The sequence below is a fragment of the Flavobacterium sasangense DSM 21067 genome (assembly GCF_000686885.1).
In the GTDB taxonomy this organism is placed as follows: Bacteria; Bacteroidota; Bacteroidia; order Flavobacteriales; family Flavobacteriaceae; genus Flavobacterium; species Flavobacterium sasangense.
Genome location: NZ_JMLU01000002.1, coordinates 22,880 through 39,008, shown reverse-complemented (window position 1 = coordinate 39,008; position 16,129 = coordinate 22,880). Strand labels below are relative to the sequence as shown.

General features: G+C 31.9%; 13 protein-coding genes. 7 read left to right on the top strand and 6 right to left on the bottom strand.

Annotated features, from left to right (window positions below):
• Positions 1–6 precede the first annotated feature (6 nt).
• Positions 7–1,785, bottom strand: coding sequence for an arginine--tRNA ligase (argS, locus tag BP92_RS0102155; protein ID WP_026724536.1), 1,779 nt, complete (start codon positions 1,783–1,785; stop codon positions 7–9).
• 167 nt (positions 1,786–1,952) lie between these two features.
• On the opposite strand from argS, the gene BP92_RS0102150 reads away from it, so the two are divergent.
• A complete protein-coding gene (locus tag BP92_RS0102150) occupies positions 1,953–4,367 on the top strand; it encodes an outer membrane beta-barrel family protein (RefSeq protein WP_026724535.1) in 2,415 nt (804 codons plus the stop codon).
• 117 nt (positions 4,368–4,484) lie between these two features.
• On the opposite strand, the gene BP92_RS15645 is transcribed toward BP92_RS0102150, so the two are convergent.
• From BP92_RS15645 to BP92_RS0102130, 3 genes are all read right to left on the bottom strand, one after another.
• Positions 4,485–4,877, bottom strand: coding sequence for a DinB family protein (locus tag BP92_RS15645; protein WP_051604354.1), 393 nt, complete (start codon positions 4,875–4,877; stop codon positions 4,485–4,487).
• A gap of 53 nt (positions 4,878–4,930) precedes the next feature.
• Complete coding sequence (locus tag BP92_RS0102135; RefSeq protein ID WP_026724534.1) at positions 4,931–5,938, bottom strand: 3-oxoacyl-ACP synthase III family protein; 1,008 nt, start codon at positions 5,936–5,938, stop codon at positions 4,931–4,933.
• Between the two features lie 129 nt (positions 5,939–6,067).
• Entirely contained in the window at positions 6,068–6,400 is a 333-nt protein-coding gene (locus BP92_RS0102130) for a YegP family protein (protein WP_026724533.1), read from the bottom strand.
• Between the two features lie 117 nt (positions 6,401–6,517).
• On the opposite strand from BP92_RS0102130, the gene BP92_RS0102125 reads away from it, so the two are divergent.
• Complete coding sequence (locus BP92_RS0102125; protein WP_026724532.1) at positions 6,518–8,929, top strand: S9 family peptidase; 2,412 nt, start codon at positions 6,518–6,520, stop codon at positions 8,927–8,929.
• 65 nt (positions 8,930–8,994) lie between these two features.
• On the opposite strand, the gene BP92_RS0102120 is transcribed toward BP92_RS0102125, so the two are convergent.
• A complete protein-coding gene (locus BP92_RS0102120; RefSeq protein WP_026724531.1) occupies positions 8,995–9,915 on the bottom strand; it encodes an ABC transporter ATP-binding protein in 921 nt (306 codons plus the stop codon).
• Positions 9,916–10,032: 117 nt separating this feature from the next.
• On the opposite strand from BP92_RS0102120, the gene htpG reads away from it, so the two are divergent.
• From htpG to BP92_RS0102100, 4 genes are all read left to right on the top strand, one after another.
• Positions 10,033–11,916 (top strand): molecular chaperone HtpG, encoded by a 1,884-nt coding sequence (gene htpG / locus BP92_RS0102115; protein ID WP_026724530.1) that lies wholly within the window; start codon positions 10,033–10,035, stop codon positions 11,914–11,916.
• A gap of 93 nt (positions 11,917–12,009) precedes the next feature.
• The gene (locus BP92_RS0102110; RefSeq protein ID WP_026724529.1) at positions 12,010–13,440 is read left to right on the top strand and encodes a hypothetical protein; all 1,431 of its coding nucleotides are present in this window, start codon (positions 12,010–12,012) and stop codon (positions 13,438–13,440) included.
• A gap of 3 nt (positions 13,441–13,443) precedes the next feature.
• Positions 13,444–13,962 carry a TlpA family protein disulfide reductase gene (locus tag BP92_RS0102105; RefSeq protein WP_026724528.1) on the top strand — a complete coding sequence of 173 codons (519 nt, stop codon included), beginning with the start codon at positions 13,444–13,446 and terminating at the stop codon, positions 13,960–13,962.
• A gap of 82 nt (positions 13,963–14,044) precedes the next feature.
• Positions 14,045–14,443: a DUF2721 domain-containing protein gene (locus tag BP92_RS0102100; RefSeq protein WP_026724527.1), complete on the top strand. Its 399-nt coding sequence runs from the start codon at positions 14,045–14,047 to the stop codon at positions 14,441–14,443.
• Position 14,444: 1 nt separating this feature from the next.
• On the opposite strand, the gene BP92_RS0102095 is transcribed toward BP92_RS0102100, so the two are convergent.
• On the bottom strand, positions 14,445–15,041 hold the full coding sequence (locus tag BP92_RS0102095; protein WP_026724526.1) for a murein L,D-transpeptidase catalytic domain-containing protein: 597 nt from the start codon (positions 15,039–15,041) through the stop codon (positions 14,445–14,447).
• 159 nt (positions 15,042–15,200) lie between these two features.
• On the opposite strand from BP92_RS0102095, the gene BP92_RS0102090 reads away from it, so the two are divergent.
• A complete protein-coding gene (locus BP92_RS0102090; protein WP_026724525.1) occupies positions 15,201–16,106 on the top strand; it encodes an EamA family transporter in 906 nt (301 codons plus the stop codon).
• The last annotated feature ends 23 nt before the right edge of the window (positions 16,107–16,129 follow it).

Here is a 16,129-nt window from a genome sequence, read left to right as displayed (position 1 = left end):
ATATTTTTACATACGCTCAGGAACTTCAATCCCTAATAACTGAAATGCATTTTTGATGGTGTTTCCAACCGATTTAGACAATTGTACTCGAAACACTTTTTTATCGTGATTTTCTTCTCCTAAAATCGAAACTTGTTGATAGAATGAGTTAAATTCTTTCACCAAATCATACGTATAATTCGCAATCAACGCCGGACTGTGATTTTCTGCAGCATTTTGAATTACTTCAGGGAATAACTGCACTTGTTTGATTAATTCTTTCTCTTTTTCGTGTAATTCTAATTCCGAAATTGAAATTGAAGTATCAAAATCTGCTTTTCTCAAAATCGATTGAATACGAGCATACGTATATTGAATGAATGGTCCTGTATTCCCTGCAAAATCAACTGATTCTTCTGGATTGAACATCATTTGTTTTTTAGGATCAACTTTCAACATATAATATTTCAACGCACCTAAACCGATTGTTTTGAATAAAACCGCTTTCTCTTCTTCAGAATATCCATCTAATTTCCCTAATTCTTCCGAAATAGTTTGTGCAGTAGTCGTCATTTCTGCCATTAAATCATCTGCATCTACAACGGTTCCTTCACGCGATTTCATTTTTCCAGAAGGTAATTCTACCATTCCGTATGATAAATGATATAAGCTATCTGCCCAATCAAATCCTAACTTTTTCAAGATTAAGAACAATACTTTGAAATGGTAATCTTGCTCGTTTCCTACCGTATAAACCATTCCACCAACATCTGGAAAATCTTTCACACGTTGGATTGCGGTTCCAATATCTTGCGTCATATAAACCGCTGTTCCATCAGAACGAAGCACGATTTTTCTATCTAAACCATCAGCCGTTAAATCAATCCAAACCGAACCATCAGGGTCTTTCTCGAAAATGCCTTTTTCTAAACCAAATTGCACTACTTCTTTTCCAAGTAAATACGTGTTGGATTCATAATAGTAGCTATCAAAATCAACGCCAAGATTTTTATACGTTTGAGCAAAACCATCATACACCCATTGGTTCATGGTTTTCCAAAGTTCAATAACTTCTGGTTTTCCATTTTCCCAATCTAAAAGCATTTGTTGTGCTTCTAAAATAGATGGCGCTAGTTTTTTTGCTTCGTCTTCGGTTTTACCTTGAGCGATTAATTCTGAAATTTCTTTTTTGTATTGCTTGTCGAATTCCACATAGAAATTTCCAACCAATTTATCCCCTTTCAATCCTGTTGATTCTGGCGTTTGTCCGTTTCCGAATTTCTGCCAAGCCAACATTGATTTACAGATATGAATTCCTCTATCGTTGATGATTTGGGTTTTGTATACTTTTTTTCCTGAAGCTTTTAAAATTTCAGCAACCGAATAACCCAATAAATTATTTCTGATGTGACCTAAATGCAAAGGTTTGTTGGTATTTGGTGAAGAGTATTCTACCATTACCGCTTTTTCTCCTTCTTTTGGAGCTACAAAACCAAAGGTTTCGTTATTTTTTATAGTATTGAAAAATTCCACATAAAAAGCATCCGAAATCACGATATTTAAAAATCCGCCTACTACATTGAACTTAGAAACTTCATTTAAGTTTGCTACTAAGTAATTTCCGATCTGATTTCCGATTTCAACTGGGTTGCCTTTTAATGCTTTTACCAAAGGAAAAACTACCATAGTAATATCACCTTCGAACTCTTTCCTAGTAGCTTGAAATTCAACTTTTTCAATAGAAATATTGAACAATTCAAGAACCGCTTTTTGGATGTGTGTTGTTAATGTGTGATGTAATGTCATTTTACCTTATTTTTTTGAACGTGCAAAGGTAATAAATAGTAGTTTGCGATTAGTAAATAGTGATTAGTTTTTTTTGATTAAAAAAATATTTCAAAAATACTGTAACAATTAACAATTGTTGAAGTCTATTAAACACAATCATCAATCATATAATTAAAAACAAACAAATGAAACTTAAATTAATTATTACCTGTTTTTTGTGTTCCATTGCTTTTGGATTTGCACAAAATTCGGGAACTATCAAAGGAAAGGTTATTGACAAAAAAACTAATGAACCTTTACCGTACGTAAACATTATTCTTAAAGATAATAATAAGATTGTTACAGGAGGTGTAACCACAGAAGACGGAAATTTTGCCATCAACAAATTAGCTATACAAAAATACACTGTCGAAATTCAATTTATTGGATACACAACGGTTGTAAAAAATATTGATTTGACTGCTGATGCTAATCAAAACTTAGGAACAATTGCTATTTCTGAAGACGTATCCGAATTAAAAGATGTTGAAGTGGTTGCAGAGCGTTCAAACATGGTGCAAAAAATTGATAGAAAAGTTATCAATGTGGGAAAAGATTTAATTGCTTCAGGAACTACTGCTTCTGAAATTATGAATAATATTCCAACAGTAAGTATCGACCCTCAAACGAAAGAAATTAGTATGAGAGGAAACAGCAATGTTCGTGTACTTATCGACGGAAAACCCTCGAATGTTTCGGTGGAGCAATTGTTACAACAAATTCCTTCGGCTTCAATCAAACAAATTGAATTGATTACAAATCCTTCAGCAAAATATAATCCAGAAGGAATGAGCGGAATCATCAATATTATTTTGCATAAAAATTCACAAGATGGTTTTAATGGTTCTATCAACACAGGCGTTACTTTCGGAATCACACCAAAAACCAACTCGGCTCTGAACATGAATTACCGTGTAGGAAAAGTCAATTTTTACACCAATTATGGCTTTAATCACGGAATTAACGCAAACAATGGTTATGTAGATAGCGAAAGAACCAATCAAGAAAATCGTCAAGATTTTAATTTCCGAAATAAGAATAATTCACATCTATTAAAACTAGGAATGGATTATTACATTAACGAAAAAAACACATTGTCAGCTTATACCAATCAAAGTTTTACTTATGGTTCTGGTACAGGATTGACAACAGTTGTGTATGATGATGCAATTACAAACCGAAATACAACTCAGCTTTTTGGAAGTAATGGAAACAACAAAAACCAAACCTATGATATGGTTTTCAAACATGATTTTGAAAAGAAAGATGAAAATTTAGAACTTCAATTGAATTACTCACATACTGTAAATGATGAAAACACGCTTTATGATGAAACTATTTTAAACCCATCAGAAAGTTTTGAAAGAAGAAATATTATTAAAGGAACAACTGATTATTTTCAATTTAATGCCGATTATGTAAATCCGTTAACCGAAAGCACGAAATTAGAATTGGGAGTGGAAACGAGAATTCAGAATTCGGGTAATCGTTTTAATGATATTAATCCGAGTTTTACAAGCGCTAATAATTCGTTTGAATTTGGAAGAAATATTTATTCAGCTTATGCTAATGTTGGCAAACAAATTGGAAAATGGAGTGGTCAACTTGGCGTTCGTTTAGAATATTTTGACTTGGATGCTAATTTCGCTATCAACGAAACAAATCCAAACTTTAATGATGCTCAAAATATTTCAGATGACTTATTTACAGCTTATCCATCAGCTTTTTTAACGTATACAGCAAACGATAAAAACTCATTCAATTTCAATTATTCAAGACGTGTTGACCGACCAAGTATTGGACAAATTAGCCCAATTAGAGAATGGACAACGCCTTTAATGGAATCAAGAGGAAATCCAGCTTTAGTACCACAATTCACTAATTCATTCGAAATTAATTATACTAGAACTACAAAAATTGGTTCCATCACAAGTGGTGTTTTCTATAGAAGTATTTCGGATGAGATTTCAAGAACGGTTTATAACGACCCAAACAATCCAAACCGTAATATTTTATCGTATGCCAATTTTGCAAACAATGATGCTTTTGGAATTGAATCTTCTGCAAATTTAAAATTCACAAAATGGTGGGCAGTTAATGCTAGTTCGGATGTATATTTTAAAACCGCTAAAGGAACCGTACAAAATGCAAACACAAACGCATTAGAAAATGCTTCAGTAGATGTAACTACATTTAATGCTAGAATAAATAACACTTTTACAGCAACCAAAGATTTACGTTTTCAATTATTTGGAATGTACCGAGGAAAAGACAAAGGCTTACAATACGATAGAAAACCAATGTATAAAATGGATTTTGGAGCAACCTACAACATTTTAAAAGGAAAAGGTACGATAACAGCTCGTTATAATGACGTTTTCGAAAACATGCGTTTTGCTTTTGATGGAAATATACCTTACAGACAACAAGGTGCTTTCTACTGGGAAAGTCAAACATTTTATGTAGGATTCAATTACATGTTTGGTGGTGGAAAAAATCGTGCTTTAGCAAGAAAACAAAGAGATGCTAACGAAACAAGTGGCGGCGGCGGAATGTTCTAAAACTTCAATATTCGTTGTTCAAATTAAACATTTGTTATTTAATATGATGTTGAATATTCAACTTGGAATTTTCAATAAAGAAGTAAAAAAACGCTCTGAAAATTCAGAGCGTTTTTTTTATTTTCTTTTGTAAAAAACATAATCCGTTATTAAAGGCTTTAATCCTAAACTTTTCAGTTCTGAATTAATCTGCGCTCTATGATAATTTGAATGATTAATTACATGAAATAACAAATCTTGAATGGAATTAGAATAATGTTCACCTGTTGAAGTTATGTAATCTACATTAGCATCTAGTTCTTTTGATTCTAAAATAGACAAAGAAATTTCATAATTCTTTATATCTACTTCAAGCATTTCTTTCCAATTTTGCAATTGCCAAACTCCATATTGTGTTGGAACTTTTAAAATTCTAGTATTCCAAATTTCATGAGCATTTAAAATGTGTGAAATCAGAACGTGTATCTTTTCGCTTAGTTCATTTTCATGCTCAACAAGAAATTGAATCATTTACTGATTCTTATCTAAATTATACTTGAATTTATCTAAATAAAATGCTTTCATTACCATCTAATAATCACACTTCCCCAAGTAAATCCAGAACCAAAAGCAGCTAAAACTACTAAATCGCCTGATTTGATTTTACCTTGTTCCCAAGCTTCGGTTAATGCAATTGGAATAGAGGCTGCAGTGGTATTTCCGTATTTTTGAATGTTGTTGAATACTTGGTCATCTGTTAAACGGAATTTCTGTTGAATGAACTGTGAAATTCTCAAATTCGCTTGATGTGGTACCAACATATTAATATCGGAAACTTGTAAATTATTCGCTTGTAATCCTTCATTGATTACTTCACTAAAACGGACTACTGCATTTTTGAAAACAAATTGTCCGTTCATATATGGATAATAGCTTTCATCGTTTGGATCGTTATCCGCAATGATGTCGGTTACCCAACGTTTGCCCATTCCTGGTGCAACTAAAGATAATTCTTCAGCATGTTGCCCTTCTGAATGTAAATGAGTTGATAAAATTCCTTTAGTCAAATCTTCTTCTCTTGAAAGTACCGCCGCTCCTGCTCCATCTCCAAAAATTACAGAAACTCCTCTTCCGCGAGTCGTCATATCTAAACCTGTTGAATGGAGTTCGGAACCAATAACTAAAACGTTTTTATACATTCCGGTTTTGATGTATTGATCCGCAATTGAAATCGCATAAACAAATCCAGAACATTGATTACGAACATCTAAAGCACCAACAGTTCTTAACCCTAAATCGCGTTGTACTAAAACTCCTGGACCAGGAAAATAATAATCCGGACTCAACGTAGCAAAAATAACAAAATCGATATCTTCTTTGGCTACTCCTGAACGCTCAATAGCAATTTGAGCTGCTTTTACACCCATTGAAGTGGTTGTATCTTCTCCTCTTATAATATGACGACGCTCTTGAATTCCCGTTCTTTCTTGAATCCATTCGTCGTTTGTTTCCATTATTTTTGACAAATCATCATTAGTTACCACATTATCAGGAACGTAATAACCTAAACCCGTAATTTTTGAATGATACATATTTTTCTTTCTAAATTAAGCTACAAAAATACGAAATTATTAATTTGGAATCTTTTTTTTGTGCTTTTGACAAATCATAAAAAAAGTGCCTACTTTTAAGAAGGCACTTTTTAAATCTATTTATTAAAATTATGCTGTTTGATCATCAACCGAAGCGTCTGGAGCATTTTTTGCTACAGAAGCAATTCCGTTGTCTCTTGAAGCAGTGCTTTCATACATTTCGCTAGTTCCTATAATCTGACCATTAGTAGCTTTCAAATTGAAATAAAATTTACCATTTTTTGATTCTAACTTATCAAAACGAGCCTCGTCTTGTGAATTTTTCTTCACAGATTCAACACCGTTTAAACAAGCTGCTTTAGTTGTATATCCTTCACTAGCTAAGATTTCTTGACCATTACCAGCTTTTAAGCTAAATTGAAATTCTCCGTTTTTTCTTGTTGAAATTACAAATTTTCCCATAATTTAAAATGTTTTTATTGTTTTAATGAATCATAAAGATAAGAAAAATTAACAAATAATTGTAAAAAAATTGTAACTAAAAAAATAATTTTAGAGCAAATTATAAAACCAAAAACAATGAAACTAAAACTCCTTTCTTTGTTTGTTTTTGTGGGAACATTCACCTCAATAGCACAAGAAAATGTAACGTATCAAAAGCCATCAGCAGAAATTTTAGCTTTGGCTGATTACGAAAGAGCACCATCGGTAAGTATGGATACTAAAAAAGAATACATGCTTTTAAGTTATCGAAATACTTACAAAACATTAGACGATTTAAATCAGACCGAAATGAAATTAGGTGGATTACGTATTAATCCTGTTACAAACATTTCGAGTACGGTAACGTATATCAACAATCTTAAGATTAGAAAAATCAAGGACAAAAACGAAATTCAAGTTAGTGGATTACCTGCAAATGCTCGAATTACAAATATTTCTTGGTCGCCAAACGAAAAGAAAATTGCTTTTACGAACACTACGAATCAAGGCGTTGAACTTTGGGTAATTGATGTAGCAACAGCAACCGCTAAAAAATTAACTTCTGATAATTTGAATGCGAATCTTGGAAGTCCGTTCAATTGGATGAAGGACAACGAAACTTTATTGGTAAAAGTGTTACCAAAAAATCGTCCAGCTTTAATCGATAGCAATAAGGATTTACCAAAAGGACCAACAGTTTCAACGAGTGATGGTTCAAAATCACAAAACAGAACGTATCAAGACTTATTGAAAAACAAAACAGATGAAGCTAATTTTGATGTTTTAGTTACTTCAGAATTGTATAAAGTTAGTCTTTCTGGAAATACTACTTTATTTAAAGGTGCTGATATTTACGCAGGAGAAAGTTTTTCTCCAGATGGCAATTATTTAATGCTAACCACCATTCAAAAACCATATTCTTATATTGTTCCGATGAGTCGTTTTCCTCAAAAAACTACTGTTTATGACGCCAACGGAAAAGAAGTTAAAATGGTAAACGAAGTACCTTTAACCGAAATCATGCCGAAAGGTTTTTCATCGGTACGTAAAGGAAAAAGAAGCATGGGATGGAGAGCCGACAAAGCAGCAACTTTATATTTTGTTGAAGCTTTAGATGGTGGAGACCAAGCAGTAAAAGCAGATTTCAGAGATGAAGTTTTCTTATGGGAAGCGCCATTTACATCAAATCCTACAAGTTTAATCAAAACGCAACAACGTTATGGTGGTATCATGTGGGCGAATGACAAAATTGCAATTGTAGCGGATTCATGGTACGATACAAGAAATACAAAAGCCTATTTATTTAATCCATCCAATTTAGCTATTGCTCCAAAAATTATTGAAGATAGAAATTCACAAGACATTTATTCAGATCCTGGAAATTTCGAGATGAAAAAGAACGAATTTGGACGTTATGTAATTGCGATAGAAAACAACAAAGGGTATTTAATAGGTGACGGACATACAAAAGAAGGACAATTTCCTTTTATTGACGAGTATGATTTCAATACGTTAAAAAAAACGAGATTGTATACATCGAACATGAAAGACAAAAAAGAAGATTTGATGTCGATTGAAGATTTCAAAAAAGGAGAAGTGTTAGTAATGATTCAATCGAAAAATGAATATCCAAATTACTACTTCAGAAACATCAAATCGAAAAACAAATTAACGCCGATTACCACTTTCAAAAATCCATTCGAAAGTATTAAAAACGTGCACAAAGAAGTAATCAAATACAAGAGAAAAGATGGAGTTGAACTTTCAGGAACTTTGTATTTGCCAGCAGGTTATGACAAAACGAAAAAAGAGAAATTACCTTTGTTAATTTGGGCATATCCAGCAGAATACAAAGACAAAAACTCAGCTGGACAAAGTGATAAAAACCCGAATGAATTTACATTTCCTAATTACGGTTCGTTTGTATATTGGGTAACCAAAGGATATGCAGTTTTAGATGACGCGGCTTTCCCAATTATTGGAGAGGGAACAACAGAACCTAATGACACATTTATTCCACAATTAGTGGCTAATGCAGAAGCAGCAATTGATGCAGTAGATAAATTGGGTTACATCAATCGTAAAAAAGTAGCAATTGGAGGTCACTCATACGGAGCTTTCATGACGGCTAATTTATTAACGCATTCGAATTTATTTGCTTGTGGAATTGCAAGAAGTGGTGCTTATAACAGAACATTAACGCCTTTCGGATTCCAAAGTGAGCAACGTAATTACTGGGATGTTCCAGAAGTATACAATACTATGTCGCCATTTATGAATGCAGAAAAAATGAAAACACCTTTATTATTAGTTCATGGTGAAGCCGATAACAACCCTGGAACTTTTACACTACAATCGGAGCGTTATTTTCAAGCGTTAAAAGGTTTAGGTGGACCTGCTAGATTGGTGATTTTACCTAAAGAAAGTCATGGTTATGTTGCCAAAGAAAACATCTTACATTTGTTATGGGAACAAGATCAATTCTTAGAAAAGTATTTAAAGAATTAGTCCTTCGACAAGCTCAGGATAACATAAAATAAAGAAGATAGGCCTTTGAACAATTGTTTGAAGGTCTATTTTGTTTTCAAACAAACCACTTCCCCATTCTCCAAAATCGTATCATTTTCAAAAAACAGATTTTGATTACCAAATTTTGCTTCTATCAAGTAATGACTTCCTCTGAAATAAGAATTGACAATCTGCACTTTTAAATCGGAATGTAATGTCAATTTCAATTGATGTGGATAAACAAATTTTAGTTCTCCGTTGATTTCAACCTCATTAACATCTCCAAATAATGAAGCTACATATTTGTCTCTTGGATTATCGTAAATGAATTTTGGAATACCACTTTCGATGATTTTTCCTTCTTTAATAATCGCTATCTCATCGGCAAAAGATAGAACATCAGTACTATCGTGAGTAGCAACAACACATGTGATTCCTTTTTCTTTTAAATAACCAAACAGTTTTCTTCTCAAACTATTCTTTCTGAAATTATCGATATGACTAAAAGGCTCGTCCAACAATAAAACTTCCGGTTCAAGAGCCAAAACCCTTGCTAAAGCCACACGTTGCATTTGACCGCCACTTAAATACTTAGCTTTTATATTGGCATATTCTGTCATTTCTACGATTTCAAGTAGCTCGGTGATTCTGGCTTTTTTCTCTTCTGGATAAAAATTAGAAAGATATTTTCCAACATTCTCCGCCACCGTAATAAAAGGCATCAAATCGAAATCTTGTGCCAAATATTTCATGAAAGGCATTCCTGGAATCAAATGATATTTCGGACCCAACACTTCTATATCATTCCAAAAAATCTGACCTTCATCTAAGTCATACAAACCGTAAATCAATTTTAATAAGGTACTTTTTCCACAACCACTTTCTCCAATTAAAGCTAAATTTTTCCCTTTAGTCAAGCTTAGAGAAATAGAATGCAAATTAGGTGAATCGATATAAGAAAAAGTAATATTTTGAACAGACAGCATAACTATTTTTTTTACAAAGATAAGATTAAAAATTATGTCAATTTGTCACCAATTTAAGTTTGGTATTTCTTTTGAAAGAAAGATAATCATCAAATTGTTTAACTTAAAATTTTAAATATGGCATCAGGAAAAATTAATGTTTCAGTAGAAAACATCTTTCCCTTAATCAAAAAGTTTTTGTACAGTGACCACGAAATTTTTCTTCGTGAATTAGTATCGAATGCAACCGACGCTACTTTAAAATTAAAACATTTAACTAGTATTGGCGAGGCAAAAGTGGAGTACGGAAATCCTAAAATCGAAGTAAAAATCGATAAAGAAGGTAAAAAACTACACATCATCGACCAAGGATTAGGAATGACAGCCGATGAAGTGGAAAAATACATCAACCAAATTGCTTTCTCAGGCGCGGAAGAATTCTTAGAAAAATATAAAGATTCCGCCAAAGACTCAGGTGTAATTGGACATTTTGGATTAGGATTTTATTCGGCGTTCATGGTGGCTTCTAAAGTAGAAATCATCACCAAATCATTCAAAGACGAGCCAGCAGCACATTGGACTTGCGATGGTAGTCCGGAATTCACTTTAGTACCTCATGACAAATCGGAAAGAGGAACCGAAATCATCTTACATATTGCAGATGATTCAGTAGAGTTTTTAGAAGAATTCAAAATTCGCGAATTGTTGACCAAATACAACAAATTCATGCCGATTCCGATTAAATTCGGAACTAAAAAAGAGGCACTTCCAAAACCAGAAGATGCTCCGGAAGATTACAAAACAGAATATGTTGATGTAGACAATATCATCAACAATCCAAATCCTGCTTGGACCAAACAACCAAGTGATTTATCGGATGAAGATTATAAAAATTTCTATCGCGAATTGTATCCAATGCAATTTGATGAACCGTTATTCAACATTCACTTAAATGTCGATTATCCGTTCAACTTAACTGGAATTTTATATTTCCCTAAATTATCATCGGATTTACAAATTCAGAAAGACAAAATCCAGTTGTACCAAAATCAGGTTTTCGTAACGGATAACGTAGAAGGAATTGTGCCTGAATTCTTGATGATGTTAAAAGGTGTGGTGGATTCGCCTGATATTCCATTGAACGTATCGCGTTCGTACTTACAAGCCGATGGTAATGTGAAGAAAATTTCAAATTACATCACTCGTAAAGTTGCTGATAAATTGAAATCGTTATTCAACGAAAACCGAGAAGATTTCCAACAAAAATGGAACGACATCAAAGTGGTATTGGAATACGGTATGCTTTCGGAACCAAAATTCTATGAAAAAGCAGGCGATTTTGTATTGTATCCAACAACTGAAGACAAATATTACACATTAGCGGAATTAAAAGAAGCATTAAAAGACAACCAAACCGACAAAAACGGAAAATTAGTGGTGCTTTATGCTTCAAACAAAGACGCACAACATAGTTACATTGATATTGCAAAAGAAAAAGGCTATCAAGTGTTATTGTTAGATTCGCCAATCGTGTCGCATTTGATTCAAAAATTAGAAGCGGATAATGAGAATTTAACTTTTGCTAGAGTTGATGCAGATCATATCGATAAATTAATTCAGAAAGAAGAAGAAACGATTTCGAAATTATCGGATGACGAAAAAGAGAAACTAAAAACGGCTGTTGAAACAGTAGTTCCAAAAGAAAACTACACAGTACAATTAGAAAACTTAGATAGCAATGCTGCACCATTCATTATTACCCAACCTGAATTCATGCGTAGAATGAAAGAAATGAGTGCAACTGGCGGTGGTGGCATGTTTGGCATGGGCAATTTCCCTGATATGTATAATTTAGTGGTTAACACAAATTCAGAATTAGCAACTACTATTTTAAACAGTCCAGAAGACGCACAAAAAGACTTGGTAAAACAAGCTTTAGATTTAGCAAAACTTTCTCAAGGATTACTTAAAGGTGAAGAGTTGACTGCTTTTGTTAAGAGAAGTTTTGAGACGTTGAAGTAAGAAATAAAAGAAAAAAACAATCTAAAAACCTACAAGATTTAAAATTCTTGTAGGTTTTTTTTGTAATATTGTTATTTACAAAAAATATTCAAAATGAAAATCAATCAAACCCTATTAACAGTTTTCTTTCTTATAAGTTATGCAATGTTTTCACAAGAAGACAAACCAAAAATATCATTAAACATATTGGCGAATGATAAAATTTCAGAAGTCAATATTAATGAAGATAAATACATTGCGAGTATCGGAAAAATAATCAAACATTTTGAAATAGAATATAAAACACTCCCAAAAGAAGAAAAAATCGGAGTTTTAATCATTAGTCATAAAACTGGAGATCCAACTATTAAGGTACATTCTGATCCAAAAATTGATGCAATTAAAGAGCAAAAAATAGTAACAGATATAAAAGCATATAAATTAGAAAACACAAAACTTGTTGATTTTCCAGTATTCATTTCTGTCAATACAAAATCAGAAAAAGAAATAACTGACTTTAAAGATTATATAGACCCAATTAAACAGAAATTAGAGGAATATAAAAAAGCTAATTTAGAAACTAAAATACAGCTAAATAAAGATTATGCTATTAATGAAGTTCTTCCTGTTTTAAGTGCTTATCAAGTTATTGTTGATGATAAATTTGCTGGGGTTAAAAATTTTGGCAAACTAATTGAGAAAACCGATTTTACAAAAACTCAAAACATTGCTGAGTTAACGGATAAAAATTCAGACTATTGGAGAGCTTGTATGGAAATGTCGAATGGAAATCTATTGATTCCTATAACAAAAACTTTTATGTTAGTTTCTCAAGGCGAGTTTGATTATGCATACAAATACATTGAAATATTAAAACTTTTTGCAGACAAAGAAAGCATCTCAACTGACTATTTAAAAGAAATTGAGTTTCGATTAGAACTTTTCAACAACGAAATAAATGATGAAATTGCAAAAGGAATTACTGAGCATGACAAAAAAAACTATGACAAAGCAATTGAAATTTATCAAAATATTAAAAAAGTATATCCAAATTCATCATGGAACCTGTATGAATTATATTTTTCACAAAACACAAAAGATCTAAATGATAAAAAAATTGAATCAAACGATAGATCACAATGGGATAAAGCCAAAATAGAGATTTACCAACACAATCCTTTATACAATATGGATGTTAGAGCCAGCAACCCAAAAGAAGGTTATTTATTATTTAGACGACAAGAAATTCAATCTTTATTTAAAAATAAAAATGAAATTCTAAATGACATATACAAATACGCTGACATTGCATTAGATTTAGGTGTTTACGATTTTGCTGCACAGGTATTTTGGCTAACTGCTCCTTATATGAAAAATGATTCTGAAAAAGCAATAAACATATATTTATACAGCTTAGAAAAGTTAGGCGTTAAAAATTTAAAAGAGAATTTTAAAGGAAATTTTACTTCTATTTTCAAAAAAATAGAAAAAGAAAAGGAAAAAGAAATGCAGGAGAATATATTATATAAAAACATGAAAAAATAAAATATGAAAAAACTAGCATTATTATCAATTCTTTTCCTTTTAAATCTTGTGTCAGCACAAGACAATGTAAATTATGAGAAAACAAACCTTTTAAAGGTTGGAGATAAATTACCTATGTTTAGTTATCTAAATGAAAAAGGAGAATCAAAAAACATATCAGAGCATAAAGGAAAAATAATTCTTATTAATTTTTTTGCCACTTGGTGTGGTCCGTGTATGCAAGAAATGCCTCATTTGGAAACTGAAATATGGAATGTTCACAAAAATGATAATTTCATTTTAATGAGTTTTGGTAGAGAGCACAAATTAGAAGAAACCAATGCTTTTATCGCAAAGAAAAAATTCACTTTCCCAATTTATCCTGATGAAGCAAGAGCCATTTATAAACTTTTTGCAACGCAATTTATCCCAAGAAATTATCTAATCGATGAAACTGGAACTATTATTTACACATCAATAGGATTCAAACAAGATGATTTTGAAGAATTGAAAACGAAAATCAAAGCATTGTTAAATAAGTAAAAACAACCTTTAAATATTAATCCTGACAGGTTTTAAAAACCTCTCAGGATTTTTTTGTAATTTTATATTTTATAAAAATAGTATGACACTCTCAATAGAAACTCCAGCTTTATTATTCTCCGCAACCTCGTTAATCCTATTGGCTTATACGAATCGATTTTTAACGATTGCGCAAATCATCCGTAACTTGAAGAAAAACTACGACGATAATCACAATAAAAGCATTTTACTAGAAATTAAAAACTTAAACTTAAGATTAACGCTAATCCGTTACATGCAATTGTTTGGTGTAATGTGTTTGTTCTTATCTGTTTTTGCAATGTTGCTACTTTATGTAAATCAAGGAGATTTTGGCATTTACCTATTTGGAGGTAGCTTATTTTGTTTATTGATTTCATTAGGAATTTCGTTTTGGGAAATAAGTATTTCAGTAAATGCATTAAGAGTTCATTTGAAGGATTTATCTGAAGATGTAGAATAATTTATTCAATAATCCATAACAAAACTGATTTTTCTGATTGTTGTAAACGTTTATCTAACTTTTCCATAAAAGCATCAGAAACTGCTGGGCAACCCCAACTCAACGGACTATATCTTGGATAAATTTCTTGATTTTTAACAGCATTCCAAGAATGCAAAACAACAACTCTTTTTTCCGCATTTCTATTGGAAGACTCTAGTCCGTGTAACCAATATTTCACGTTGATTCCCCACGAACTATAATCGCGAGTTCCTATTTTGTATTTCCCCTTCATCGAGCAATGACTGTCTACTCTATTATCAAATTTTACCTTTTCCCATTTGTCTGGATTCTCTTCAAATTGATCGCAACTGCCATGTGTAACCAAATTTTTATCCAACACTTTCTTCGTTGCAAAATCATAAATAAAAAAACGATTTTTGCCAGAATGCACACTCAAATCAACTAAAAAATAATACGATTCATTATAATTATTTTCTTTACAAAAGGAAGCTGCTTCTTCATGAAAAGAACTGTAATCTTTTACAGCTAAAGGTTCAACTTCCGAATTATTACAACACAAAAAACAAACTGCTATCAATAGTAAAAAATGCTTCATAGAAATGGGATTAGAATAGTATAACTCCACTTTCGAATTTTTATTTAAAACAATAATGTTAAATTCGTACTAAAATTAAACCCTCAAAAAATCTTTCTTCTTTTATCTATTCTCTTTTTTCTTTTTACCCTATCTTTGCGCCCCTTAAAAATTTAGGATATGTCAAACAACAATATTATCAAAGGTGTTTTCTTGGTTGCATTAGGCGCAACGAGTTACGGTATGTTAGCTACTTTCGTTAAACTAGCTTACAAAGAAAATTTTACAACAGCGGAAGTAACTTCATCACAATTTATTTATGGAATCATTGGGATTTTAATCATCAACTTATTCCAACGTACTAAAAACAAAAACACAGCGGTAAAAGCTTCTCCAAAAAATATTTTCCAATTAATGTTGGCCGGAACTTCATTAGGAATGACGAGTGTTTTCTACTATTTAGCAGTAAAATATATTCCTGTTTCTATTGGAATTGTATTGCTAATGCAAACCGTTTGGATGGGTGTTTTATTAGAATGGTTTTTAGACAAAAAAGCGCCTTCATTTCAAAAAATAATTTCAGTTATCATTGTATTAATTGGTACTGCTTTAGCTATCAATATTTTTAAAATCGACTTCAATGACCCAACAATCGATTGGGCAAACGGATTATTTTGGGGATTATTAGCTGCTGCTTCTTTTACTACAACAATGTTTACAGCCAACAAAGTCGCATTGGGAATTTCGTCTGCACAAAGAAGTTTATATATGTTATTAGGTGGGGCTGTTATCGTATTTGGTTTCAGCTTATACACTCAAGTTACGCCTTTTAATTTCGAAATTTTTACAAAATGGGGAATTGTATTAGCCTTATTTGGAACCATCATTCCACCTATGTTATTAAATGCAGGATTTCCTCATACGGGAATTGGATTAGGAAGTATTGTTTCTTCATTAGAATTACCTGTTTCGGTAATGATGGCATTTTTCCTTTTAAACGAGCAAGTGTTATTCATTCAATGGATAGGAATTGTATTAATTATTACAGCAATTGTGATTATGAACATACAATTCAAGAAAAAATAAAGTAAATTAGCGATGTTAATCAT

Coding starts and splice junctions, on each gene's coding strand:
- argS (WP_026724536.1), bottom strand. CDS start 1,785: ATGACATTACATCACACATTAACAACACACATCCAAAAAGCGGTTCTT.
- BP92_RS0102150 (WP_026724535.1), top strand. CDS start 1,953: ATGAAACTTAAATTAATTATTACCTGTTTTTTGTGTTCCATTGCTTTT.
- BP92_RS15645 (WP_051604354.1), bottom strand. CDS start 4,877: ATGATTCAATTTCTTGTTGAGCATGAAAATGAACTAAGCGAAAAGATA.
- BP92_RS0102135 (WP_026724534.1), bottom strand. CDS start 5,938: ATGTATCATTCAAAAATTACGGGTTTAGGTTATTACGTTCCTGATAAT.
- BP92_RS0102130 (WP_026724533.1), bottom strand. CDS start 6,400: ATGGGAAAATTTGTAATTTCAACAAGAAAAAACGGAGAATTTCAATTT.
- BP92_RS0102125 (WP_026724532.1), top strand. CDS start 6,518: ATGAAACTAAAACTCCTTTCTTTGTTTGTTTTTGTGGGAACATTCACC.
- BP92_RS0102120 (WP_026724531.1), bottom strand. CDS start 9,915: ATGCTGTCTGTTCAAAATATTACTTTTTCTTATATCGATTCACCTAAT.
- htpG (WP_026724530.1), top strand. CDS start 10,033: ATGGCATCAGGAAAAATTAATGTTTCAGTAGAAAACATCTTTCCCTTA.
- BP92_RS0102110 (WP_026724529.1), top strand. CDS start 12,010: ATGAAAATCAATCAAACCCTATTAACAGTTTTCTTTCTTATAAGTTAT.
- BP92_RS0102105 (WP_026724528.1), top strand. CDS start 13,444: ATGAAAAAACTAGCATTATTATCAATTCTTTTCCTTTTAAATCTTGTG.
- BP92_RS0102100 (WP_026724527.1), top strand. CDS start 14,045: ATGACACTCTCAATAGAAACTCCAGCTTTATTATTCTCCGCAACCTCG.
- BP92_RS0102095 (WP_026724526.1), bottom strand. CDS start 15,041: ATGAAGCATTTTTTACTATTGATAGCAGTTTGTTTTTTGTGTTGTAAT.
- BP92_RS0102090 (WP_026724525.1), top strand. CDS start 15,201: ATGTCAAACAACAATATTATCAAAGGTGTTTTCTTGGTTGCATTAGGC.